Annotated in this window: 18 protein-coding genes, 1 tRNA gene and 2 pseudogenes; 19 read left to right on the top strand and 2 right to left on the bottom strand. The window is 70.3% G+C overall.

All coding sequences use genetic code 11. The annotated features are described in order from the left end of the window. Positions 1-43 precede the first annotated feature (43 nt). Positions 44-424, top strand: coding sequence for a DUF6083 domain-containing protein (locus ACWC5O_RS13510; protein ID WP_393469296.1), 381 nt, complete (start codon positions 44-46; stop codon positions 422-424). Between the two features lie 175 nt (positions 425-599). On the opposite strand, the gene ACWC5O_RS13505 is transcribed toward ACWC5O_RS13510, so the two are convergent. Then, a tRNA-Arg gene (locus ACWC5O_RS13505) sits at positions 600-671 on the bottom strand. 200 nt (positions 672-871) lie between these two features. Here ACWC5O_RS13505 and ACWC5O_RS13500 point away from each other — a divergent pair. The 16 genes from ACWC5O_RS13500 (at position 872) to ACWC5O_RS13425 (ending at position 20,154) form a co-directional block, all read left to right on the top strand. Further along, positions 872-1,468, top strand: a complete 597-nt coding sequence (locus ACWC5O_RS13500; protein ID WP_450580836.1) for a response regulator — start codon at positions 872-874, stop codon at positions 1,466-1,468. Between the two features lie 307 nt (positions 1,469-1,775). Continuing rightward, positions 1,776-2,747, top strand: coding sequence for an ArgS-related anticodon-binding protein NrtL (gene nrtL, locus ACWC5O_RS13495; RefSeq protein ID WP_450580835.1), 972 nt, complete (start codon positions 1,776-1,778; stop codon positions 2,745-2,747). A gap of 60 nt (positions 2,748-2,807) precedes the next feature. Beyond that, the gene (gene lysA / locus ACWC5O_RS13490) at positions 2,808-4,199 is read left to right on the top strand and encodes a diaminopimelate decarboxylase (protein ID WP_450580834.1); all 1,392 of its coding nucleotides are present in this window, start codon (positions 2,808-2,810) and stop codon (positions 4,197-4,199) included. A gap of 158 nt (positions 4,200-4,357) precedes the next feature. Beyond that, positions 4,358-5,650 carry a homoserine dehydrogenase gene (locus ACWC5O_RS13485; protein ID WP_450580833.1) on the top strand — a complete coding sequence of 431 codons (1,293 nt, stop codon included), beginning with the start codon at positions 4,358-4,360 and terminating at the stop codon, positions 5,648-5,650. 6 nt (positions 5,651-5,656) lie between these two features. Next, a complete protein-coding gene (gene thrC / locus ACWC5O_RS13480) occupies positions 5,657-6,715 on the top strand; it encodes a threonine synthase (RefSeq protein WP_450580832.1) in 1,059 nt (352 codons plus the stop codon). Positions 6,716-6,997: 282 nt separating this feature from the next. Further along, complete coding sequence (gene thrB / locus ACWC5O_RS13475) at positions 6,998-7,915, top strand: homoserine kinase (RefSeq protein ID WP_450580831.1); 918 nt, start codon at positions 6,998-7,000, stop codon at positions 7,913-7,915. 404 nt (positions 7,916-8,319) lie between these two features. Continuing rightward, a complete protein-coding gene (gene rho / locus ACWC5O_RS13470) occupies positions 8,320-10,338 on the top strand; it encodes a transcription termination factor Rho (protein ID WP_450580830.1) in 2,019 nt (672 codons plus the stop codon). 229 nt (positions 10,339-10,567) lie between these two features. Beyond that, the gene (locus tag ACWC5O_RS13465; RefSeq protein WP_450581094.1) at positions 10,568-12,274 is read left to right on the top strand and encodes a trypsin-like serine protease; all 1,707 of its coding nucleotides are present in this window, start codon (positions 10,568-10,570) and stop codon (positions 12,272-12,274) included. A gap of 197 nt (positions 12,275-12,471) precedes the next feature. Next, on the top strand, positions 12,472-13,602 hold the full coding sequence (locus ACWC5O_RS13460) for an LCP family protein (protein ID WP_450580829.1): 1,131 nt from the start codon (positions 12,472-12,474) through the stop codon (positions 13,600-13,602). 146 nt (positions 13,603-13,748) lie between these two features. Further along, positions 13,749-13,970: a 50S ribosomal protein L31 gene (rpmE, locus tag ACWC5O_RS13455; protein ID WP_007499053.1), complete on the top strand. Its 222-nt coding sequence runs from the start codon at positions 13,749-13,751 to the stop codon at positions 13,968-13,970. 106 nt (positions 13,971-14,076) lie between these two features. Beyond that, the gene (prfA, locus tag ACWC5O_RS13450; RefSeq protein ID WP_450580828.1) at positions 14,077-15,144 is read left to right on the top strand and encodes a peptide chain release factor 1; all 1,068 of its coding nucleotides are present in this window, start codon (positions 14,077-14,079) and stop codon (positions 15,142-15,144) included. A gap of 29 nt (positions 15,145-15,173) precedes the next feature. Beyond that, positions 15,174-16,019 (top strand): peptide chain release factor N(5)-glutamine methyltransferase, encoded by an 846-nt coding sequence (gene prmC, locus ACWC5O_RS13445; protein WP_450580827.1) that lies wholly within the window; start codon positions 15,174-15,176, stop codon positions 16,017-16,019. A 61-nt stretch (positions 16,020-16,080) separates the two neighbouring features. After that, a complete protein-coding gene (locus ACWC5O_RS13440) occupies positions 16,081-16,728 on the top strand; it encodes an L-threonylcarbamoyladenylate synthase (protein WP_097252410.1) in 648 nt (215 codons plus the stop codon). Beyond that, positions 16,725-17,402 (top strand): arsenate reductase/protein-tyrosine-phosphatase family protein, encoded by a 678-nt coding sequence (locus ACWC5O_RS13435; RefSeq protein ID WP_450580826.1) that lies wholly within the window; start codon positions 16,725-16,727, stop codon positions 17,400-17,402. The genes ACWC5O_RS13440 and ACWC5O_RS13435 overlap by 4 nt, the downstream gene beginning before the upstream one ends. Positions 17,403-17,471: 69 nt before the next feature. Next, positions 17,472-18,710 carry a serine hydroxymethyltransferase gene (locus ACWC5O_RS13430; RefSeq protein ID WP_450580825.1) on the top strand — a complete coding sequence of 413 codons (1,239 nt, stop codon included), beginning with the start codon at positions 17,472-17,474 and terminating at the stop codon, positions 18,708-18,710. 151 nt (positions 18,711-18,861) lie between these two features. Continuing rightward, positions 18,862-20,154, top strand: a complete 1,293-nt coding sequence (locus ACWC5O_RS13425) for an MraY family glycosyltransferase (protein ID WP_450580824.1) — start codon at positions 18,862-18,864, stop codon at positions 20,152-20,154. A 49-nt stretch (positions 20,155-20,203) separates the two neighbouring features. On the opposite strand, the gene ACWC5O_RS13420 is transcribed toward ACWC5O_RS13425, so the two are convergent. Continuing rightward, complete coding sequence (locus tag ACWC5O_RS13420; protein ID WP_450580823.1) at positions 20,204-20,428, bottom strand: hypothetical protein; 225 nt, start codon at positions 20,426-20,428, stop codon at positions 20,204-20,206. 41 nt (positions 20,429-20,469) lie between these two features. On the opposite strand from ACWC5O_RS13420, the pseudogene ACWC5O_RS13415 reads away from it, so the two are divergent. Both ACWC5O_RS13415 and ACWC5O_RS13410 read left to right on the top strand, forming a co-directional pair. After that, a pseudogene (locus ACWC5O_RS13415) lies at positions 20,470-21,543 on the top strand (transketolase C-terminal domain-containing protein); the annotation flags it as partial. Continuing rightward, a pseudogene (locus ACWC5O_RS13410) lies at positions 21,483-22,100 on the top strand (flavodoxin-dependent (E)-4-hydroxy-3-methylbut-2-enyl-diphosphate synthase); the annotation flags it as partial. The pseudogenes ACWC5O_RS13415 and ACWC5O_RS13410, both read left to right, overlap by 61 nt. Positions 22,101-22,337 lie beyond the last annotated feature (237 nt).

The raw sequence follows: 22,337 nt of genomic DNA, 5'->3' as shown, positions 1-22,337 counted from the left end.
TCGCGCTCTACGCACAGGCCGTCGAGGTGCCGACCCTCGCCCTATGGGGGCTTTAGAGAAGACGCCGCGTCGGCTCGGCAGCGGACAGTCGCGCTGCCCGTACTGCGGTTTACCGCAAGATCGGGTGGCGACGCTTGAGTATGACTGGGTGATGTTGGAACCGGACATGGCTCCACTGGCCCACACGGTGCCGGCGGAGCACCGGTGGATCGAGCTGTCTGATGGACGGGTGACCGTCTACGGGGTCTGCCCGCCGGATCAGTTCCAGCGGTGCCGTATCGAGCACCGCCTGGCCTGCCCGGCACAACCGCTGCCGGATCTGTGGCCGTGGCTGACGGCCCTGCGAGGGGAGAATGCGCGGCAGGCAGAACGGGACGAGCCGGAGCCGCCTCCGCCCCCTGAGCAATGGCCGGACGCTGGCTGACGGGCACTCGGAAAACGCCGGGGCTGAGCAGGGCGAATGCCCTAAGATCCTGTCCACAAATAGTCCACAGACCCCGTCATAGGGCCGCTCAGCGCTGCATACGCCTGCACAAACGCGAAGACCCCGGCCTCAGCGTTTCCGCTGGTGACGGGGTCTTTGGGCACCTCATACAGGGTGCCCCCGGCAGGATTCGAACCTGCGCACACGGCTCCGGAGGCCGTTGCTCTATCCCCTGAGCTACGGGGGCGTGTCGGGCGCTTGGCTTCTCGCTTGCGGCGACGGGTAGAACCCTAGCAGGTCTTGCGGGGTGATCAGGAACGGGTTTCCCGGGGTGGGTGTCCCGGTCGGGGCGGGGTGGGTTCAGGGCAGGGTGGTGCGGGTTCCTCGCAGGGGTTGGAAGTGGGGAAAACCCGGACGCGGTGGCCGGTCTGGACCTACTCTCGACTTGTGCCAGGCGCGTCGGGTCGGGTGCTTGTTGTGGACGACAACAAGGTCATCCGGCAGCTGATCAGGGTCAACCTCGAGCTGGAGGGGCTTGAGGTCGTGACCGCGGCCGATGGTGCCGAGTGTCTGGATGTGGTGCATCAGGTGCGGCCCGATGTCGTCACCCTCGATGTCGCCATGCCCCGGCTGGACGGGCTCCGGACCGCCGCTCGGCTTCGGGCCGATCCGCGCACGCATGATCTTCCCCTCGCCATCATCAGCGCCTGTACCCAGTACGAGGTCGAGACCGGCCTCGATGTCGGTGTCGACGCCTTCCTCGCCAAGCCCTTCGAACCCGCTGAACTCGTTCGCCTCGTCAAGCACCTGATCGAGCGGCGGCCCGGGGGCAGGAGCGGAGAACGAGGCGAAGGGGATGGGGAGAGCGAGGGTGAGGGTGAGGGTGAGGTCGACGGGGATGGTGAGGGTGATGGGGGGATTGGTGGAGGGGTTCCCGACGGGGTCGCGGGTGGCGTTGCCGGTGGAATAACCGGCGGCCTGACCGGCGGCCTCACTGGCGGTGTGGCCGGTGGCGTGGTCGATGGGGTCTTCTTCGGCGGATAGCTCCGGCGAAGCCCAGCGAGACAGCGAGCCTCGCCGAGACACAGCGAGGCCGGCGACGCCGGCGAGGCCCGTTGAGTCCCACCGAGTCCCGGCGCGTCCCAGCCAACCTCCCCCGAATCCCCCGTAGCTCGCCTCGCCCCCCGTAGCTCGCCTCGCCTCCCGCCCCTGCGCAAGCGCCCCCCCGCCCGTTCCCCACCCCGCCCGTTCCCCACCCCGCCCGTTCCCCACCCCGCCCGTTCCCCACCCCCACCCCACTCGGCATAAACCGGCTCGCATACCCACCCCCCACCTCCCCTACGCTTGTCCCGTGACCCCCGTCGAGCTCTCCCGCACCGTGCTGCACGCAGTGCGTCGTGCCGTCGAGCAGGGGGAGCTGCGGGTGTCCGTGCCTGAGCGGGTCGTGGTGACCGAGCCGGGGGCCGGGGGGTGTGGGGACTACGCCACCAATGTCGCGCTCCAGCTCGCTCGGTCGGCCCAGGAGACGCCGCTGCGGGTCGCCGAGATTCTGCGGCCGTATCTGGTCGGTGCGGAAGGGATCAGGGACGTCGTCGTCACCGGTCCCGGGTTTCTCAACATCAGCCTCGGTGAGGGCGCCGACCTCGCCGCGGGGGTCGTACGGGACATCCGTGAGTGTGGGGGCGGGTACGGGCACAGTGAGGCCCTGAAGGGGCAGGTCGTCGTCCTTCGGGTGCCGTACGACGTGCGCGCCGAAGTCGTCGCGGACGCGGTCGTGCGGATCGTCGGGACACAGGGCGGGCGGTGTGAGGTCGAGCACGGGGAGCCCGTGAATCTGCGGCCGGTTCCGGCGCCGGAGGATCCCGCGCCGCTCGGGGCCGACGCCGCGCAGTGGGCCCTGCTCCATCCCGCGCCGCACGACCGGCCCCGGATCACCGCCGACCATCTCGTGCAGCGGGAGAGCAATCCGCTGTTCCGGGTGCGGTACGCACATGCCCGGGTCCGGGCCGTCAGCCGTAACGCCAGGCGTCTCGGGTTCGGTGCCGAACCCGGTCCTGTCGACGCCCGTGAGATTCTCACCGCCCTCTCCGATTACCCGCGTATCCTCACCGCGGCCGCCACCCATCGCGGCCCGGACCGGCTTGCCCGGCATCTCGTCACCGTCGCTGATGCCGTCCTGCCCTTTCTGCCCACCGTGCTTCCGCGCGGCGAGGAGAAACCCTCGGCCGCCCACCGTGCCCGGCTCGCCCTCGCCGAAGCCGCCGGGACGGTGCTGGCCGGCGGCCTGTCCCTGCTCGGCATCGACGCACCCGAACACCTCTGAGGGCCTCAGAGCGACACGCATGAGCCCCGGAGCGAGACAGAGAGTCTGAGAGCCAACGTCATGAGCCGTTCCGCCCACCCTGCCGGGCCCCGCCACGCCGACGTCCTGCCTGACGGGCACTACTCCGCCCCGCCGGCCGACCTCAACGCCCTCGACCCCAAGGTGTGGGCCCAGACGGTCGGCCGGGACGAGGACGGTGTGCTCACCGTCGCCGGGATTCCCGCCACCCGGCTCGCCGAGGAGTTCGGCACCCCCGCCTACATCCTCGACGAGGCCGACTTCCGCGCCCGGGTGCGGGCCTGGCGCACCGCCTTCGGTTCGGACGCCGACGTGTTCTACGCGGGGAAGGCGTTCCTCTCGCGTACCGTCGTGCGGTGGCTGCACGAGGAGGGGCTCAACCTGGACGTGTGCTCGGGCGGGGAGCTGGCCACCGCCCTCTCCGGCGGCATGCCCGCCGAGCGCATCGCCTTCCACGGCAACAACAAGTCCGTCCGGGAGATCGAGCGGGCCGTAGAGGCCGGCGTCGGGCGGATCGTGCTCGACTCCTTCCAGGAGATCGTGCGCGTCGCCCACATCGCCCAGGCGCTCGGCAAGCGGCAGAAGGTGCAGATCCGGATCACCGTGGGTGTGGAGGCGCACACCCACGAGTTCATCGCCACCGCTCACGAGGACCAGAAGTTCGGCATTCCGCTCGCGGGCGGGCAGGCCGCCGAGGCCGTGCGGCGGGCCCTGCAGCTGGACGGGCTCGAGCTGATCGGCATTCACAGCCACATCGGCTCGCAGATCTTCGACATGTCCGGGTTCGAGGTGGCCGCCCACCGGGTGGTCGGGCTGCTGAAGGACATCCGGGACGAGCACGGGGTCGAGCTGCCCGAGATCGACCTCGGTGGCGGGCTCGGAATCGCCTACACGAGTGACGACGATCCGCGTGAGCCGCATGAGATCGCCAAGGCGCTCACCGAGATCGTCACGCGGGAGTGCGAGGCGGCCAGGCTGCGGACTCCGCGGATCTCCGTCGAGCCGGGGCGTGCCATCGTGGGCCCGACCGCGTTCACGCTGTACGAGGTCGGCACCGTCAAGCCGCTCGACGGGCTGCGGACGTACGTCTCCGTGGACGGCGGCATGTCCGACAACATCCGCACCGCGCTGTACGACGCCGAGTACAGCGTCGCCCTCGTCTCGCGCACCAGTGACGCCGAGCCCATGCTCGCCCGCGTCGTCGGCAAGCACTGCGAGAGCGGGGACATCGTGGTCAAGGACGCGTTCCTGCCCGCCGACCTGGCGCCGGGCGACCTGATCGCCGTACCCGCCACCGGTGCCTACTGCCGGTCCATGGCCAGCAACTACAACCACGTGCTCCGGCCGCCCGTCATCGCCGTGAAGGACGGGAAGGCCCGGGTCATCGTCCGGCGCGAGACGGAGGACGACCTCCTGCGTCTCGACGTCGGGTGAGAAAGAAACAGAGACAGGGGATGACGGGCCGGAGATTCTTCGGTCCTGGCGTCCCGGCAACATGAAATAGATGTCTCACGATCCGGACGAAGGGTAGAAACTGCCGTCCGGTGAGTGAGACTGGTCCAACCGTAGACGGTATGAGGAAACGAGGTCGGATGATGCGTACGCGTCCGCTGAAGGTGGCGCTGCTGGGCTGTGGAGTGGTCGGCTCAGAGGTGGCGCGCATCATGACGACGCACGCCGACGACCTCGCCGCCCGTATCGGGGCCCCCGTGGAGCTGGCGGGAGTCGCGGTACGGCGGCCCTCCAAGGTCCGTGAGGGCATTGCGCAGGAACTCGTCACCACCGACGCCACCGCCCTCGTCAAACGCGGTGACATTGATGTCGTGGTGGAGGTCATCGGCGGGATCGAGCCCGCCCGGAGCCTCATCATCACCGCCTTCGAGCACGGGGCGTCCGTCGTCTCCGCCAACAAGGCCCTGCTCGCCCAGGACGGCGCCGCGCTGCACGCAGCCGCCGAGGAGCACGGCAAGGACCTCTACTACGAGGCCGCCGTCGCCGGTGCCATCCCGCTGATCCGGCCGGTGCGCGAGTCCCTCGCCGGCGACAAGATCAACCGGGTGATGGGCATCGTCAACGGCACGACCAACTTCATCCTCGACAAGATGGACACCACGGGGGCGGGCTACCAGGAGGCCCTCGACGAGGCCACCGCCCTGGGTTACGCGGAGGCCGACCCCACCGCCGACGTCGAGGGGTTCGACGCCGCCGCCAAGGCCGCCATCCTCGCCGGCATCGCCTTCCACACCCGGGTGCGCCTGGACGACGTCTACCGTGAGGGCATGACCGAGGTCACCGCGGCCGACTTCCGCTCCGCCAAGGAGATGGGCTGCACCATCAAGCTGCTCGCCATCTGTGAGCGGTCCAAGGACGGGGCGTCCGTCACCGCGCGTGTGCACCCCGCCATGATTCCGCTGAGCCACCCGCTCGCCTCCGTGCGCGGCGCGTACAACGCCGTCTTCGTGGAGTCCGACGCGGCCGGCCAGCTCATGTTCTACGGCCCCGGCGCCGGCGGTTCCCCGACCGCCTCCGCCGTGCTCGGCGACCTCGTCGCCGTCTGCCGTAACCGGCTCAACGGCGCAACGGGGCCTGGTGAGTCGGCGTACGCGGCCCTGCCCGTCTCGCCCATGGGCGAGGTCGTCACCCGGTACCACATCAGCCTCGACGTCGCGGACAAACCGGGTGTTCTCGCCCAGGTCGCGACCGTCTTCGCCGAGCACGGGGTGTCGATCGATACGGTTCGGCAGCAGGGCAAGGACGGCGAGGCCTCCCTCGTCGTCGTCACCCACCGCGCGTCCGACGCCTCCCTCACCGGGACCGTCGAGGCGCTGCGCAAGCTCGACACCGTGCGGGGTGTCGCCAGCATCATGCGGGTTGAAGGAGAGTAACCAGCAATGACTCACCAGTGGCGCGGCATCATCGAGGAGTACCGGGACAGGCTGCCGGTCTCCGACACCACGCCGGTCGTGACGCTCCGCGAGGGCGGCACGCCACTCGTGCCCGCTCAGGTGCTCTCCGAGCGCACGGGCTGTGAGGTCCACCTCAAGGTGGAGGGGGTCAACCCCACCGGGTCCTTCAAGGACCGTGGCATGACCATGGCCATCTCCAAGGCCAAGGAGGAGGGGGCGAAGGCGGTCATCTGCGCCTCCACCGGCAACACCTCCGCCTCCGCGGCCGCCTACGCCGTCCGCGCGGGCATGGTGTGCGCCGTGCTCGTGCCGCAGGGCAAGATCGCGCTCGGCAAGATGGGCCAGGCCCTGGTGCACGGCGCGAAGATCCTCCAGGTCGACGGCAACTTCGACGACTGCCTCACGCTCGCCCGCGAGCTGAGCGACAACTACCCTGTGGCGCTGGTCAATTCGGTCAACCCGGTGCGCATCGAGGGCCAGAAGACGGCCGCCTTCGAGATCGTGGACATGCTGGGCGACGCCCCCGACATCCACGTCCTCCCGGTCGGCAACGCGGGCAACATCACCGCCTACTGGAAGGGCTACAAGGAGTACGCCGCCGACGGCATCGCCGCCAAGACCCCGCGCATGTGGGGCTTCCAGGCCTCCGGCAGTGCCCCGATCGTGCGCGGCGAGGTCGTCAAGGACCCCTCGACCATCGCCACCGCGATCCGCATCGGCAACCCCGCATCGTGGCAGTACGCCCTCGCCGCCCGGGACGAGTCGGGCGGCGCCATCGACGAGGTGACGGACCGTGAAATCCTGCGCGCCTACCGGCTGTTGGCCGCGCAGGAGGGCGTCTTCGTGGAGCCCGCCTCCGCCGCCTCCGTGGCCGGTCTGCTCAAGGCCGCCGAGCAGGGCAAGGTCGACCCGGGGCAGCGCATCGTATGCACCGTCACCGGCAACGGTCTGAAGGACCCCGACTGGGCCGTCGCCGGCGCCCCGCAGCCGGTCACCGTCCCGGTCGACGCGGCCACCGCGGCCGAGCGCCTCGGCCTGGCCTGAAACCGGCCTGAGCGGGGGTAACCCGCGTCAGGGTGCACAGGGGGCTTACGACACGCATCGTGCGCCTCCTGTGCGCCCTATGTCGCGGCAGAACCTTCCTTCGATAGGCTGTACTGAACCCGCCTACCGCATATGCCCCTGCGTGTGGGCACGGGGTCGCGCCGACACCGCGTCCCGACGGGTCTTCGTACGTCATCGAATGTCCATCGAATCCATCGGGTGACATTCGACTCCATCGGATGTCATTCGACAGTCACGCAGCTCAAGGAGAGTCTTCGAGCGATGGCCGGTCCAGCGTTCCGCGCCGCCGCCGTCCGGGTGCGCGTTCCCGCCACCAGCGCCAACCTCGGTCCAGGCTTCGACGCCCTGGGTCTCGCGCTGGGGCTGTACGACGACGTCGTCGTCCGGGTGGCCGACTCCGGGCTGCACATCGACATCGCGGGTGAGGGCAGCGAGACCCTGCCCCGGGACGAGAGTCACCTGCTCGTCCGTTCCCTGCGCACCGCCTTCGATCTGCTGGGCGGACAGCCGCGCGGCCTGGAAATCGTGTGCGCCAACCGCATTCCGCACGGCCGTGGCCTGGGCTCCTCCTCCGCCGCCATCTGCGCCGGCATCGTCGCCGCCCGCGCGGTGACCATAGGCGGCGAGGCCCGGCTCGACGACGCCGCGCTGCTGGAGCTGGCCACCGAGATCGAGGGCCACCCGGACAACGTCGCGGCCTGCCTGCTCGGCGGCTTCACCCTGTCCTGGATGGAGGCCGGCGCCGCGCGGGCGATCAGGATGGAGCCGAACGATTCCATCGTTCCGGTGGTTTTCGTGCCCGGGAAGCCGGTTCTGACCGAGACCGCGCGCGGCCTGCTCCCGCGCACCGTGCCGCATGTCGACGCCGCCACCAACGCGGGCCGTGCCGCCCTGCTCGTCGAGGCCCTCACCCGGCGCCCCGAGCTGCTGCTGCCCGCCACCGAGGACCGCCTCCACCAGGAGTACCGCGCCCCGGCCATGCCGGAGAGCGCCGCGCTGGTGGAGCGGCTGCGGGCCGACGGGATCCCGGCCGTCATCTCGGGCGCCGGGCCCACCGTCATGGCCCTGGCCGACGCCGGCACCGCCGACAAGGTGGAGGCCCTGGCCGGCGCCGACTGGGCCGCCAACCGGCTGAGCCTGGACCTCCAGGGAGCGAGCGTGCTGCCGCTTGCGACCTGACACACGGTTGCCGGATTTGGAGAGGGGGAATGTTTGTTGGATCCGGTAGTGTTAACCTCAAGTCTGCACCCGACCCCACCATGGCGAGGTGCTTCGTGTCCCCGTCCGGGACAGACCTTCTTCCGGGAGCCTCCCAAGCCACTCCGTGTTCCATGCGTCGTACCTGGGCAGTACGTCGTGTGCGGGCACTGAGCAGGCCGCAGGGCACGCTCCGGAATCGGTGCTACCACGCCACGTGACACTGGGTGCCACGGTTCGCGGAAGCGCCATCACCTGCAAATCTCTTTCCGCCGCGATGGCGGACCACCGCCCCGGCACGGTTCGCAGAGACAGGACCGTAGCCGGACAGCACAACCGGTCGCCGAGCCAGACAGGCCGACGTCCGCTCCAGGGAAGGACCCTTCGTGAGCGACACCACCGATCTGATGGGCGCACGTGTCGAGGAGACCGCTGCCGCGCCCGCCACGGACGCCTCCGCGCCTTCCACCGGTGCCGGCTCCCGGCGGCGCCGTGGTACCGGCCTCGAGGGCATGGTGCTGGCCGAGCTGCAGCAGGTCGCCTCGGGCCTCGGTATCAGGGGCACCGCGCGTATGCGCAAGAGCCAGCTGATCGAGGTCATCAAGGAGGCCCAGGCCGGTGGGGGCGCCGCTCCCAAGGCTGCGGCCTCCCCCGCCGGGGACGCCACCGAGACCAAGCCGAAGCGCCGGGCCACCTCGAAGGCCCGTACGGGCGAGGACGCCGCCGAGAAGAAGGCGGACAAGTCCCCCACGGAGGCCCCCGCCGAGAAGGCCGTGGCCCAGCAGCAGATCGAGATCCCCGGCCAGCCGGCCAGCGACGACGCCCCGACCGAGCGCCGTCGCCGTCGCGCCACCGCCGAGGCGGGTGCCCCGGCCGCGAGCAGCGCCGAGACGGTCGTCGCCGAGGCGAAGGCCGAGCCCAAGGCCGAGACGCCCGCGCAGCAGTCGCAGCAGGGCGAGGCCAAGGGTGACGCCGGTGAGGGCGAGGGCCGTGGCCGTCGCGACCGCCGTGAGCGTGGCCGGGACCGGGACCGGGACCGTCGGGGCAAGGGCGACGACCAGCAGGGCCAGGGCCAGGGCGGCCAGCGCCAGCAGCAGGGCCAGCAGCAGGGCGGCGGCGGTCGCCCGGAGCGCGGCCAGCAGCGGGCCGACGAGGACGGGGACGACTTCGAGGGTGGCCGCCGGGGACGTCGCGGCCGCTACCGCGACCGCCGTGGCCGCCGCGGCCGCGACGAGTTCGCGAACGAGCCGCAGCTCGCCGAGGACGACGTCCTGATCCCCGTCGCGGGCATCCTGGACATCCTCGACAACTACGCCTTCATCCGTACGTCGGGCTACCTGCCGGGTCCGAACGACGTGTACGTCTCCCTCGCCCAGGTCCGCAAGAACGGCCTGCGCAAGGGTGACCACGTCACCGGTGCGGTCCGTCAGCCCAAGGAGGGCGAGCGCCGCGAGAAGTTCAACGCGCTGGTCCGCCTCGACTCCGTCAACGGCATGGCGCCCGAACACGGCCGTGGCCGCCCGGAGTTCAACAAGCTGACCCCGCTGTACCCGCAGGACCGGCTCCGCCTGGAGACCGACCCGGGCGTGCTGACTACCCGCATCATCGACCTGGTGTCGCCGATCGGTAAGGGTCAGCGCGGTCTGATCGTGGCCCCGCCGAAGACCGGCAAGACCATGATCATGCAGGCGGTCGCCAACGCGATCACGCACAACAACCCCGAGTGCCACCTGATGGTCGTCCTCGTCGACGAGCGTCCGGAAGAGGTCACCGACATGCAGCGGTCGGTCAAGGGCGAGGTCATCTCCTCGACCTTCGACCGCCCGGCCGAGGACCACACCACGGTCGCCGAGCTGGCGATCGAGCGCGCCAAGCGTCTGGTGGAGCTGGGTCACGACGTCGTCGTGCTGCTCGACTCGATCACGCGTCTGGGCCGTGCGTACAACCTGGCCGCGCCCGCCTCCGGCCGCATCCTGTCCGGTGGTGTCGACTCGACGGCCCTGTACCCGCCGAAGCGCTTCTTCGGTGCGGCGCGGAACATCGAGGACGGCGGCTCGCTGACCATCCTCGCCACCGCCCTGGTGGACACCGGGTCCCGCATGGACGAGGTGATCTTCGAGGAGTTCAAGGGCACCGGCAACATGGAGCTCAAGCTCGACCGGAAGCTCGCCGACAAGCGCATCTTCCCGGCGGTGGACGTCGACGCGTCCGGTACCCGTAAGGAAGAGATCCTGCTCGGCAACGAGGAGCTCGCCGTCGTCTGGAAGCTGCGCCGGGTGCTGCACGCGCTCGACCAGCAGCAGGCGATCGAGCTGCTGCTCGACAAGATGAAGCAGACCAAGTCGAACGTCGAGTTCCTGATGCAGATTCAGAAGACGACGCCGACGCCGGGCAACGGTGACTGAGCGCCGTTGAGCCGACTGTCGTTGGTTTGAGGCCGCCCCCCGTCCAGAAGTGACGGGGGGCGGCCTTTTGGCGCTGAGAGGTATGGAGTGCACCACGCGCCCCTCCCTGCTCACCTCTCCCTGGGGGACTTCCTTGCCCACGCCCCTGTCCGGGCGGCACAGACGTCGTACACGCCTGGCCCTGCCCCTTGCCGCCGTCGGTGTCGCCGGTGCCGTGACCGCCGCGCTGATGACGGGGTCCGCCGGTGCGGCGACCTCGCTGCCCCAGCCGACTGCCCAGCCCGTCGTCAGCCAGCCCTCCCAGGCCACCCTGGAGAAGCGCATCGCGGGCGCCTCCGGTACCGACGCGTCGACCACGACCAGCAGTCCTTCCGCTGTTTCGCCGAAGATCATCGGTGGCACCGACACCACCATCTCCTCGGCGCCCTGGATGGCCCAGCTCTGGTACTACGACGACAAGGGCACCAGCGACACCAGCGACGACATCGGCTTCTTCTGCGGGGGCTCGGTCGTCTCGCCGACGAAGATCCTCACCGCCGCGCACTGCGTCCGGGACGAGAACAACAAGGCCTACGACTGGAAGGCGTACGGTGCCGTCGTCACCGGCACCGACCAGCTGGCCTCCGGTACCGACCTGCACGGCGGCCAGGCCACCGGTGTGCTGCGCCAGTGGAACGCGTCGTACAACCCGGCGACGTTCGACAACGACATCGCTGTGCTCACCCTGGCCGTCCCGGTCAGCGCGACGCCGATCCGCATGACCACGTCCGGGGACACCGCCTCCTACACCGGCGGTACCAGCGCCCAGGTCTACGGCTGGGGCCGCACCAGCTCCACCAGCGGCGACATCTCCCAGACGCTGAAGACGACCATGCTGACCATCCACTCCGACAGCACCTGCACCGGCGTCTACGGCAGCTTCTTCGTCGCGGGTCACATGGTCTGCGCGGGCACGCAGTCCGGCAGCGACACCGGTACCAAGGCCACCTGCAACGGCGACTCCGGCGGCCCGCTGACCGTGAAGGATTCGGCCGGCCACCCCCGGATCGTCGGCGTCGTCTCCTGGGGCGTGAAGGACTGCGTCGAGAACGGCTACTACAGCGTCTTCAGCAAGGTCTCCACGTACGTCGGCGCGGTCTACCCGCACATCGACGACAGCAACATGAGCTACTACGACAGCAAGGCCGACCTCTTCGTGCGCAGCTCCTCCACGAAGACCGGCTACGAGAAGGACTCCACGGGAAGCTCGTTCGGCTCCCGGATCTCCCTGGGCGACTGGAGCGGGGTGAACCTGGTCCTCCAGGCCGACCTCGACCGGGACGGATACCAGGACTTCGTCTACCGGGTCAGCTCCACCGGTGACGTGTACTGGGACCACATCGTGCTCAGCAGCGACCGCTCCCAGGGCACCTGGACCACGACGAAGATCTTCAGCGGCTGGACGACCCGCACCCGGATCATCGCGCCCGGCGACCTCACCGGCGACTACCTGCCCGACGTGCTGTCCGTCGACTCCGGCGGCACGCTCTGGCTCTACCCGGGCAAGGGCAACGGCACCTTCGGCTCGCGGGTGACCGTGGGCACGGGCTGGAACCAGTACAACATGGTGCGCGGCCACGGCGACTTCACCGGGGACGGCAAGGCCGACCTGCTCGCCCGGCAGTCCAGCACCGGCGACCTGTACCTGTACAAGGGCACCGGCAAGTCCGGCTCCGGCGCCTTCTCCGCCCGGATCAAGGTGCGCAGCGCCTGGACCGGCTACAACGCCTTCGACGCGGTGGGCGACGTGAGCGGGGACGGCAAGGCCGACTTCCTGGCCCGCACCTCCGGCGGCACGCTCTACCTGTACAAGGGCACCGGCAAGGCGACCAGCGAGATCTTTGCCACAAGGATCTCGGTCGGCACCGGTTTCCAGGCGTACGACCTGTTCGGCTGAAAACGCAGGTGAGCGGGGTTCATCCCCGTTCAGGCGGCTACACAGAGTGCCCATCGCCGTACGCGGTGGGCACTTTGCGTCGTGCAACCCTTTCCCGAGTTTCTCCGTCTGACCCGACGGGGTGACGATGGTGCGGTGACGACCGCACTCGACCCTGAAAGCAGGGGGTAACCGACCGGACGAGACCTAGGAGTGACGTGTCCGCCGAGAGCACGCCGGAACCCGGCATACCGGGGCTGGGTGAGACCGGATCCCGCCGTGGCAAGGGCAGCCGCCGCAAGACCCGCAGCGCCCGCCACAAGGCCCTGCTCGTCACGGCCTGGACGGCCGCGGGCGTGGTCGTGCTGGGCGGCACCGGCGCCGGGTACGTCTACTTCAAGCTCAACGGCAACCTCAAGAGCGTCGACATCGACCAGGCCCTCGGCGCCGACCGGCCCATGAAGATCGACAACGGCTCCGAGAACATCCTGGTCCTCGGCTCGGACTCCCGCTCCGGCACCAACAAGAAGCTGGGCGGCGGCACCGACGACGGCAGCGCCCGCTCCGACACGGCGATGATCGTCCACGTCTACAAGGGCCACGAGAAGGCCAGCGTGGTCTCCATCCCGCGCGACACCCTCATCGACCGCCCCGCGTGCACCGACACCGACGGCACCAGGCATCCGGCCGCGTCCGGCGTGATGTTCAACGAGGCGTACTCCACCGGCGGCGCGGCCTGCACCGTCAAGACCGTCGAGTCGCTCACGGGCATCCGCATGGACCACTACCTGGAGGTCGACTTCGTCGGCTTCCAGAAGCTCATCGACGACCTCGGCGGGGTCCCGGTCACCACGACCAAGCGGATCGACGACCCGCAGAGCCACCTGAAGCTCAAGGCCGGCACCCACACCCTCGACGGGGAGCAGGCCCTCGGCCTGGTCCGCACCCGGCACGGCGTCGGCGACGGCTCCGACCTGGGCCGCATCCAGCTCCAGCAGGCGTTCGTCAAGGCGCTGATGGACCAGGTCAAGCACGTCGGCGTGTTCAGCAACCCCAAGAAGCTGTACGACCTCGCCGACACCGCCACCAAGGCCGTCACCACCGACTCCGACCTCGGCTCGGTCAACGCCCTCGCGGACTTCGCGAACGGCCTGGGGGGCATCAGCTCGTCCCACACGAAGATGGTCACGATGCCCGTGCAGTACGACCCGGCCGACCTCAACCGGGTCGTGGAGGACAAGGCGAAGGCCCAGCTGGTCTGGGACGCCCTGAAGAACGACCGACCGATCCCGGCGTCGGCGACCAAGGGCACGGCCACGGGTGAGGCCAAGGGCGTGGTGACTCCCTGAGCCCGCCCACCCGCGGGGAATAGACAACGACGCCCCCCGGTTTTGGGGGATGGCGCCAGTCCTGGCAGACTGGTACGTCGGCTCCGGTTCACGCTTTCGCAGCCCGCGACAGCGACCCGGCGCCCTCCCGGAATCTAGGAGACACCTTGAAGCGCGACATCCACCCCGCGTACGTCGAGACGCAGGTCAGCTGCACCTGCGGCGCGTCGTTCACCACCCGTAGCACCATCGAGTCCGGTACCGTCCGGGCCGAGGTCTGCTCCGAGTGCCACCCGTTCTACACGGGCAAGCAGAAGATCCTCGACACCGGTGGCCGTGTGGCCCGCTTCGAGGCCCGCTTCGGCAAGGCCGCCGGCTCCAAGAAGTAGCGAGCCCCAATGCGCCGGTCCACGGTCGCGCCCCCACCGGGGTGTGCCCGGGACCGGCGTTTTTGGTCGCCCGCCACCCCTCCCCCCGCAGTACAGGAGCCGAAAGATGTTCGAGGCCGTCGAGGAACTCGTCGCCGAGCACGCCGATCTGGAGAAGAAGCTCGCCGATCCGTCGGTCCACTCCGACCAGGCGAACGCGCGCAAGCTGAACAAGCGCTACGCCGAGCTGACCCCGATCGTCGCCACGTACCGCTCCTGGAAGCAGACCGGCGACGACATGGAGACCGCGCGCGAGCTCGCCGCCGACGATCCTGACTTCGCCGCAGAGGTCAAGGAGCTGGACAAGCAGCGCGAGGAGCTGACCGAGAAGCTGCGCTTCCTGCTCATCCCGCGCGACCCGAGTGACGACAAGGACGTCATTCTGGAGATCAAGGCCGGCGCCGGCGGCGACGAGTCCGCGCTGTTCGCCGGTGATCTGCTGCGCATGTACCTGCGCTACGCCGAGCGCGTCGGCTGGAAGACCGAGGTCATCGACGCCACCGAGTCCGAGCTGGGCGGCTACAAGGACGTCCAGGTCGCCGTGAAGGCCCGTGGGCAGCTCGAGCCCGGCCAGGGCGTGTGGGCCCGGCTGAAGTACGAGGGCGGTGTGCACCGCGTGCAGCGCGTGCCGGCCACCGAGTCCCAGGGCCGTATCCACACCTCCGCCGCCGGTGTGCTCGTCACCCCCGAGGCCGAGGAGGTCGACGTCGAGATCAACCCGAACGACCTTCGGATCGACGTCTACCGGTCCTCCGGCCCCGGCGGCCAGTCCGTCAACACGACCGACTCCGCGGTGCGCATCACGCACATCCCGACCGGAGTCGTCGCCTCCTGCCAGAACGAGAAGAGCCAGCTCCAGAACAAGGAGCAGGCGCTGCGGATCCTGCGCTCCAGGCTGCTCGCCGCGGCGCAGGAGGAGGCCGAGCGGGAGGCCGCCGACGCCCGTCGCAGCCAGGTCCGCACCGTCGACCGCTCCGAGAAGATCCGCACCTACAACTTCCCGGAGAACCGCATCTCCGACCACCGTGTCGGCTTCAAGGCGTACAACCTGGACCAGGTCCTGGACGGCGACCTCGACGCGGTGATCCAGGCCTGCGTCGACGCCGACTCGGCGGCGAAGCTGGCAGCTGCATAAGGCACGTACGAGTTACCCGGAGGACTTGCGTGAACCTGCTGCTCGCGGAGGTGGCCCAGGCCGCCCAGCGGCTGGCCGACGCCGGCGTGCCCTCGCCGCGCAACGACGCGGAGGAGCTCGCCGCGTTCGTGCACGGCGTGAAGCGGGGAGCGCTGCACTCCGTGAAGGACTCCGACTTCGACGCCCGCTACTGGGAGGTCATCGCCCGGCGTGAGCAGCGCGAGCCGCTGCAGCACATCACCGGGCGGGCCTACTTCCGGTACCTGGAGCTCCAGGTCGGCCCGGGTGTCTTCGTGCCCCGGCCGGAGACCGAGTCCGTGGTGGGCTGGGCCATAGACGCCGTGCGCGCCATGGACGTCGTCGAGCCCTGCATCGTCGACCTGTGCACCGGCTCGGGCGCCATCGCGCTCGCCCTCGCCCAGGAGGTCCCGCGCTCGCGCGTGCACGCCGTGGAGCTGTCCGACGACGCCCTGGTGTGGACCCGCAAGAACATGGCCGGGTCCAGGGTCGACCTGCGCCAGGGCGACGCCCTGGACGCCTTCCGCGACCTCGACGGACAGGTCGACCTGGTCATCTCCAACCCGCCGTACATCCCGCTCACCGAGTGGGAGTACGTCGCCCCGGAGGCCCGTGACTACGACCCGGATCTGGCGTTGTTCTCCGGCGAGGACGGCCTGGACCTCATCCGGGGCCTCGAACGCACCGCGCACCGGCTGCTGCGCCCCGGTGGTGTCGTCGTGATCGAGCACGCCGACACCCAGGGCGGCCAGGTGCCGTGGATCTTCACCGAGGAGCGGGGCTGGGCCGACGCGGCCGACCACCCCGACCTCAACAACCGCCCCCGGTTCGCGACCGCCCGCAGGGCGCTGCCGTGACCACCCCGACGGCAGTGATTTCCGAAGTCCCGCATTACGTGTACGAGGAGGCCCGCTAGACATGGCACGGCGATACGACACCAACGACGCGACCGACCGCGTGACGGGTCTGCGTGAAGCCGCGTCCGCGGTCCGCCGGGGCGAGCTGGTGGTGCTCCCGACCGACACGGTGTACGGCATCGGCGCCGACGCGTTCTCCTCCGAGGCCGTCGCCGACCTGCTCGCCGCCAAGGGCCGGGGCCGCAACATGCCCACCCCTGTCCTCATCGGCTCCCCGAACACCCTGCACGGCCTGGTCACGGACTTCTCCGAGCTGGCCTGGGAACTGGTCGACGCGTTCTGGCCGGGCGCCCTCACGCTCGTCGCGCGGCACCAGCCGTCCCTGCAGTGGGACCTCGGTGACACCCGTGGCACGGTCGCCGTCCGCATGCCGCTGCACCCGGTCGCCATCGAGCTGCTCACCGAGGTCGGCCCCATGGCCGTGTCCTCCGCGAACCTCACCGGCCACCCGGCGCCGGAGGACTGCGACGCCGCCCAGAACATGCTCGGCGACTCCGTCTCCGTCTACCTCGACGGCGGCCCCACCCCGGGCAACGTGCCCTCGTCCATCGTGGACGTCACCGGCCCGGTGCCGGTGCTGCTGCGCGAGGGCGCGATCTCCCCGGACGAGCTGCGGAAGGTCGTACCCGACCTCGAGGTGGCGAATTGACGGCCCCTGAGGCGGGGCGTGGCATAGGCAACGGGGAACGTGAGGCGGAACACACGACGACGTTCGGGTTTCCGCGGGACACCTTCCGCATCCTCCACGTCAGCACAGGCAACGTATGCCGCTCGCCGATCACCGAGCGGCTGACCCGCCATTTCGTGGCGGAGCGGCTCGGCGTACTCGGCGGCGGGCTGATCGTGGAGAGCGCGGGCACCTGGGGCCATGAGGGCGCGCCCATGGAGGCCAACGCGGAGACCGTGCTGGCCGAGTTCGGCGCGGACGCCTCCGGTTTCGTCGGCAGGGAGCTGCTCGACGAGCACGTGATCATGTCCGACCTGGTGCTCACGGCCACGCGGGACCACCGGGCACAGGTGATCTCGATGGGGCACTCGGCGGGGCTGCGGACCTTCACGCTGAAGGAGTTCACGCGTCTGGTCCGGGCGATAGATCCGGCCACGCTGCCGCCGCTGGAGGACGGCGTGGTCGCGCGGGCGCGGGCGCTGGTCCGTGCGGCCGCGGCTCTACGCGGGTGGCTGCTGGCCCCCACCGCCGAGGCGGACGAGGTGTACGACCCGTACGGGGCGCCGCTGCCGTTCTTCCGGTCGATCGGGGACGAGATACATGAGGCGCTGGATCCTGTGGTGACTGCGCTGACGGGCGTAACCGCGAGGATGTGACACCGAGCATCCCCCCGGGCCCGGGCCTACATTGGACCTACGTCACCGTCGACCGCCCGGGAGCCCGCCATGTCGGTCACCCCTACCCTCGAGACCGATGTCCTGCGGCGGCAGGACCCGGAGCTGGCCGAGATCCTGCACGGGGAGCTGGTGCGGCAGTCGACGACGCTGCAGCTGATCGCCGCCGAGAACTTCACCTCGCCGGCCGTCCTCGCCGCCCTCGGCTCGGCGCTCGCCAACAAGTACGCCGAGGGCTATCCCGGCGCCCGGTACCACGGCGGCTGCGAACTGGTCGACGTCGCCGAACGCCTCGCGGTCGAGCGGGCCAAGGCGCTCTTCGGCGCCCAGCACGCCAATGTCCAGCCCCACTCCGGCTCCTCGGCCGTCCTGGCCGCCTACGCCGCCCTGCTGCGCCCCGGAGACACCGTTCTCGCCCTCGGGCTGCCCTACGGCGGCCATCTCACCCACGGCTCGCCCGCGAACTTCTCCGGCCGCTGGTTCGACTTCGTCGGGTACGGCGTCGACGCCGAGAGTGGGCTCATCGACCACGACCAGGTGCGCCACCTGGCCCGCAACCACCGGCCCAAGGCCATCGTGTGCGGCTCGATCGCCTACCCCCGCCATCTCGACTACGCCTTCTTCCGTGAGGTCGCCGACGAGGTCGGGGCGTATCTGATCGCGGACGCCGCGCACCCGATCGGCCTGGTCGCCGGGGGTGCGGCGCCCAACCCGGTGCCGTACGCCGACGTGGTGTGCGCCACCACCCACAAGGTGCTGCGCGGCCCGCGCGGCGGGATGATCCTGTGCGGCGGCGAACTGGCCGAGCGGGTCGACCGGGCGGTGTTCCCCTTCACCCAGGGCGGCGCGCAGATGCACACCATCGCCGCCAAGGCCGTCGCGTTCGGGGAGGCGGCAACACCGGCGTTCGGCGTGTACACCCATCAGGTGGTCGCCAATGCGAGGGTTCTCGCGGCTCAGCTGGCCGCCGAGGGGCTGGCGGTCACCACCGGCGGCACGGACACCCATCTGATCACCACCGACCCGGCCCCGCTCGGCGTGGACGGGCGCGCCGCGCGCGGCCGGCTGGCCGCCGCCGGGTTCGTCCTGGACTGCTGTGTGCTGCCGCACGGCGACGGCCGCGGGCTGCGCCTGGGGACGGCCGCGGTGACCACACAGGGCATGGGGGAGGCGGAGATGGCCAAGATCGCCGCGCTGCTGGCCTCGGTCCTGCGGGGCGATACGGAACCGGCCGGGGCACGGGAGGAGGTGCGCGAGCTGACCGGCAGATTCCCGCCGTATCCCGGCTGAGCGGGGGTAGGCGCACAGCCGTACACCCCGGTGTGCGCCGATGTGCACAGCCGGACGTGCAACCATCGTCGCTACCCGGAAGTCCTCATCCGTATGCGTCGCTCGCTAGGGTGGTGGGCTGTGATGGCCAGCGAGACCTGTGGGGAAGCCCGTGCGTGAATACCTGCTGACGCTCTGCATCACGGCCGCGGTGACGTATCTGCTGACAGGGCCGGTACGGAAGTTCGCGATCGTGGCCGGAGCCATGCCGGAGATCCGGGCACGTGACGTGCACCGGGAGCCCACTCCGCGCCTCGGCGGGATCGCCATGTTCTTCGGCCTGTGCGCGGGTCTGCTGGTCGCGGACCACCTCACGAACCTCAACGAGGTCTTCGCCAGATCCAACGAGCCACGGGCGCTGCTCTCCGGGGCCGCGCTGATCTGGCTCATCGGTGTCCTGGACGACAAGTTCGAGATCGACGCGCTGATCAAGCTGGGCGGCCAGATGATCGCCGCGGGCGTCATGGTCATGCAGGGTCTGACGATCCTGTGGCTGCCCATCCCGGGCGTCGGCAACGTGGCGCTGACCCAGTGGCAGGGCACGCTGCTCACGGTCGCCCTGGTCGTCATCACGATCAACGCGGTGAACTTCGTGGACGGCCTGGACGGCCTGGCCGCGGGCATGGTGTGCATCGCGGCGACGGCGTTCTTCCTGTACTCGTACCGGATCTGGTACTCGTACGGCATCGAGGCCGCCGCTCCGGCGACCCTGTTCGCGGCGATCCTGATGGGCATGTGCCTGGGCTTCCTACCGCACAACATGCACCCGGCGCGGATCTTCATGGGCGACTCGGGCTCGATGCTGATCGGGCTGGTGCTGGCCGCGGGTGCGATCTCCATCACGGGGCAGGTCGACCCGGACGCGCTGGCCCTCTTCACGGGCTCGGAGAAGGCGGCGGTGCACCAGACGGTGCCCGTCTACATCCCGCTGCTGCTCCCGCTGACGATCATCGCCGTGCCGGCGGCGGACCTGGTGCTGGCCATCGTGCGCCGCACCTGGCGCGGCCAGTCCCCGTTCGCGGCCGACCGGGGCCATCTGCACCACCGGCTGCTGGAGATCGGCCACTCGCACAGCCGGGCCGTGCTGATCATGTACTTCTGGTCGGCGTTGATCGCCTTCGGCGCGCTGGCGTACTCGGTGAACTCGGCGTCGATGTGGATCGTGCTGGGCGTGGTCTTCCTCAGTGCGGTCGGCCTGGTCCTGCTCCTGCTGCCCCGCTTCACCCCGCGTGCCCCCAGGTGGGCGGAGCGCTTCGTGCCGCCCCGGTACCGCAGGCGGCGGGCGGTGCCCGCACTCGACGCCGAGGTACCGGCGGACGGCACGGTGCGCGAGTGCCACGGCGCCACCGGGATCCGGGACCAGGCACTGGTGCCGGACCGGGGTCCCGAGGCCGACGTCCGGTAGCCCGGGCGGGGTCCGAACTGGAAGCGGCTGCGGGCGTCCAGCCTCGTCATCAGGGTGTTGGCGATCCGGCGTGCGGTGCGCGGAGAGATGCCGAGCCGCTTGGGATCGTCTCGTCGGTGTGGCCCTCGTAGAGGAACTTCAGGGCCTGGCTCTCCTGCGGTGTGAGCCCGCGCTCGTCGGGCTCGGGCAGGGCGCTCAGCGGGGTCGCGGTGGCCCAGACGCTCTCGAAGAGGGCGTACAGCGCGGTCAGGGTGCCCTCTCCGGTGATGACCACGGCTCCGTCGCTGGAACTCTCCGCGTTGGCGGAGATCGCGGGAGGCGCTGAACAACATCGCGGCGGCACCGCACCGCCCCGTCGTCATCGTGCTCAACGACAACGGCCGCAGTTACGCGCCGACCGTCGGTGGTATCGCCGAGCACCTCGCGGCCCGCCGGGCCGGCGACCGGGACCCCGGACCGCCCGGCCTGTTCGAGAACCTGGGGCTGGCCCAGCTGGGTCCCGTCGACGGTCATGACGTCGAGGCCCTGGAGGAGGCGCTTCGGTGGGCCGTCACGCTGGGCCGTCGCGCTGGGCCGGCCGGTGGTCGTGCACTGCGTGACCCAGAAGGGACGCGGACACGCGGTCGTGGCCGTCTACGCCACCTTCCTCAACCGGGGCTTCGACCAGCTGCTCTCATGGACGTCGCGCTGCACCGCGCCCCGGTCACCTTCGTCCTGTACCGGGCCGGGGCCACCGGCGACGACGGCCCGTCCCACAACGGCATGTGGGACCTGTCCCTGTTCCAGCTCGTGCCCGGACTGCGGGTGGCCGCCCCGCGCGACGCCGAGACCCTGCGCCGCGCGCTGCGGGAGGCCGTCGCGGTCGACGCCGCGCCCACCGCGCTGCGCTTCCCGAAGGGCGCGGCGGCCGACCCCGTACCCGCCCTCGACACGGTCGCCGGCCTGGACGTGCTGCACCCCTCCGGTACGGACCCCGACGTGCTGCTGGTGTCCGTCGGACCGCTCGCTCCCGTCTGCCTGGCCGCCGCGGAGCTGCTGCGCGAGCGAGGGGTGGGCGTCACCGTGGTGGACCCGCGCTGGATCCAGCCGGTCGCACCCGCCCTGATCGACCTGGGGCTCGCGCACCGGGCGGTGGTCAGCGTCGAGGACAGCGGCCGGTGCCGGGCCGCCCTGGCCCAGGCGCTCGCGGACGCCGGCGCCCGCCGCCCGGTCCAGGTCATGGGCCTGCCGCAGCGGTTACTGGCCCAGGGCCGGCGCGAGGACATCCTGGCCCGCGCCGGTCTCACGGCCGACGGGATCCTGCACAAGGCCCTGAGCGCACTGGACCGCTCCCAGAGTCCGCGCTGTGGGAGGCGTCCCTCTTCGCGGAGCACGACTTCCACGACCTGAAGATCTCCGTGAAGCACAACGACCCGCTGGTGATGATCCGCGCCTACGAACTGCTGGCCGAGGCGTGCGACTACCCCCTGCACCTCGGCGTGACCGAGGCCGGCCCCGCCTTCCAGGGCACGGTGAAGCCGGCCGTGGCCTTCGGGGCCCTGCTCCGGCAGGGCATCGGCGACACGATCAGGGTGTCGCTGTCGGCGCCGCCGGTGGAGGAGGTCAAGGTCGGCCTCCAGATCCTGCGGGCGCTCGAGCTGCGCCCGCGCAAGCTGGAGATCGTCTCCTGCCCGTCGTGCGGCCGGGCCCAGGTGGACGTCCACCGCCTGGCCGAAGGGGTGACCGCCGCGCTGGAGGGCATGGACGTCCCGCTGCGGGTCGCCGTAATGGGATGTGTGGTCAACGGCCCGGGGGAGGCCCGGGAGGCGGACCTGGGTGTGGCCTCCGGAAACGGCAAGGGACAGATCTTCGTGCGGGGCGGGGTCGTACGGACCGTGCCCGAATCGAAGATCGCGGAGACCCTGATCGAGGAGGCTCTCAAGCTGGTCGGCAAGGTAAGAATCTGACTAGAGCATTGCCAAGTCGTGGGGGAGCAAAAGGTCTCAATACCAGACAAGCCACCTCGGTTTTTGCACAGACGCGCGCTGTCACTCTCATGTGTGACAGCGCGCACACCTACCAGGTAAAGACCTCATCAAATAGTTTGTGATACGGTTCACGAGAACCCCGGATAGAGCCGAAGGACCGAAGTGCGTCGGTCCATTGGCGTGAGGTCTCGATCACTCAGCCCGGGACTACGCTCG

The sequence above is a fragment of the Streptomyces sp. NPDC001450 genome (assembly GCF_053597295.1).
This window is presented reverse-complemented; position numbering and strand designations above follow the sequence as displayed.

Bases quoted from the DNA above. Each gene is read 5' to 3' on its own strand.
- thrB (WP_450580831.1), top strand. From the start codon at position 6,998: ATGGCCGGTCCAGCGTTCCGCGCCGCCGCCGTCCGGGTGCGCGTTCCC.
- ACWC5O_RS13430 (WP_450580825.1), top strand. From the start codon at position 17,472: ATGTCGGTCACCCCTACCCTCGAGACCGATGTCCTGCGGCGGCAGGAC.
- thrC (WP_450580832.1), top strand. From the start codon at position 5,657: ATGACTCACCAGTGGCGCGGCATCATCGAGGAGTACCGGGACAGGCTG.
- lysA (WP_450580834.1), top strand. From the start codon at position 2,808: ATGAGCCGTTCCGCCCACCCTGCCGGGCCCCGCCACGCCGACGTCCTG.
- prfA (WP_450580828.1), top strand. From the start codon at position 14,077: ATGTTCGAGGCCGTCGAGGAACTCGTCGCCGAGCACGCCGATCTGGAG.
- ACWC5O_RS13485 (WP_450580833.1), top strand. From the start codon at position 4,358: ATGATGCGTACGCGTCCGCTGAAGGTGGCGCTGCTGGGCTGTGGAGTG.
- ACWC5O_RS13440 (WP_097252410.1), top strand. From the start codon at position 16,081: ATGGCACGGCGATACGACACCAACGACGCGACCGACCGCGTGACGGGT.
- ACWC5O_RS13465 (WP_450581094.1), top strand. From the start codon at position 10,568: ATGACGGGGTCCGCCGGTGCGGCGACCTCGCTGCCCCAGCCGACTGCC.
- ACWC5O_RS13510 (WP_393469296.1), top strand. From the start codon at position 44: ATGGGGGCTTTAGAGAAGACGCCGCGTCGGCTCGGCAGCGGACAGTCG.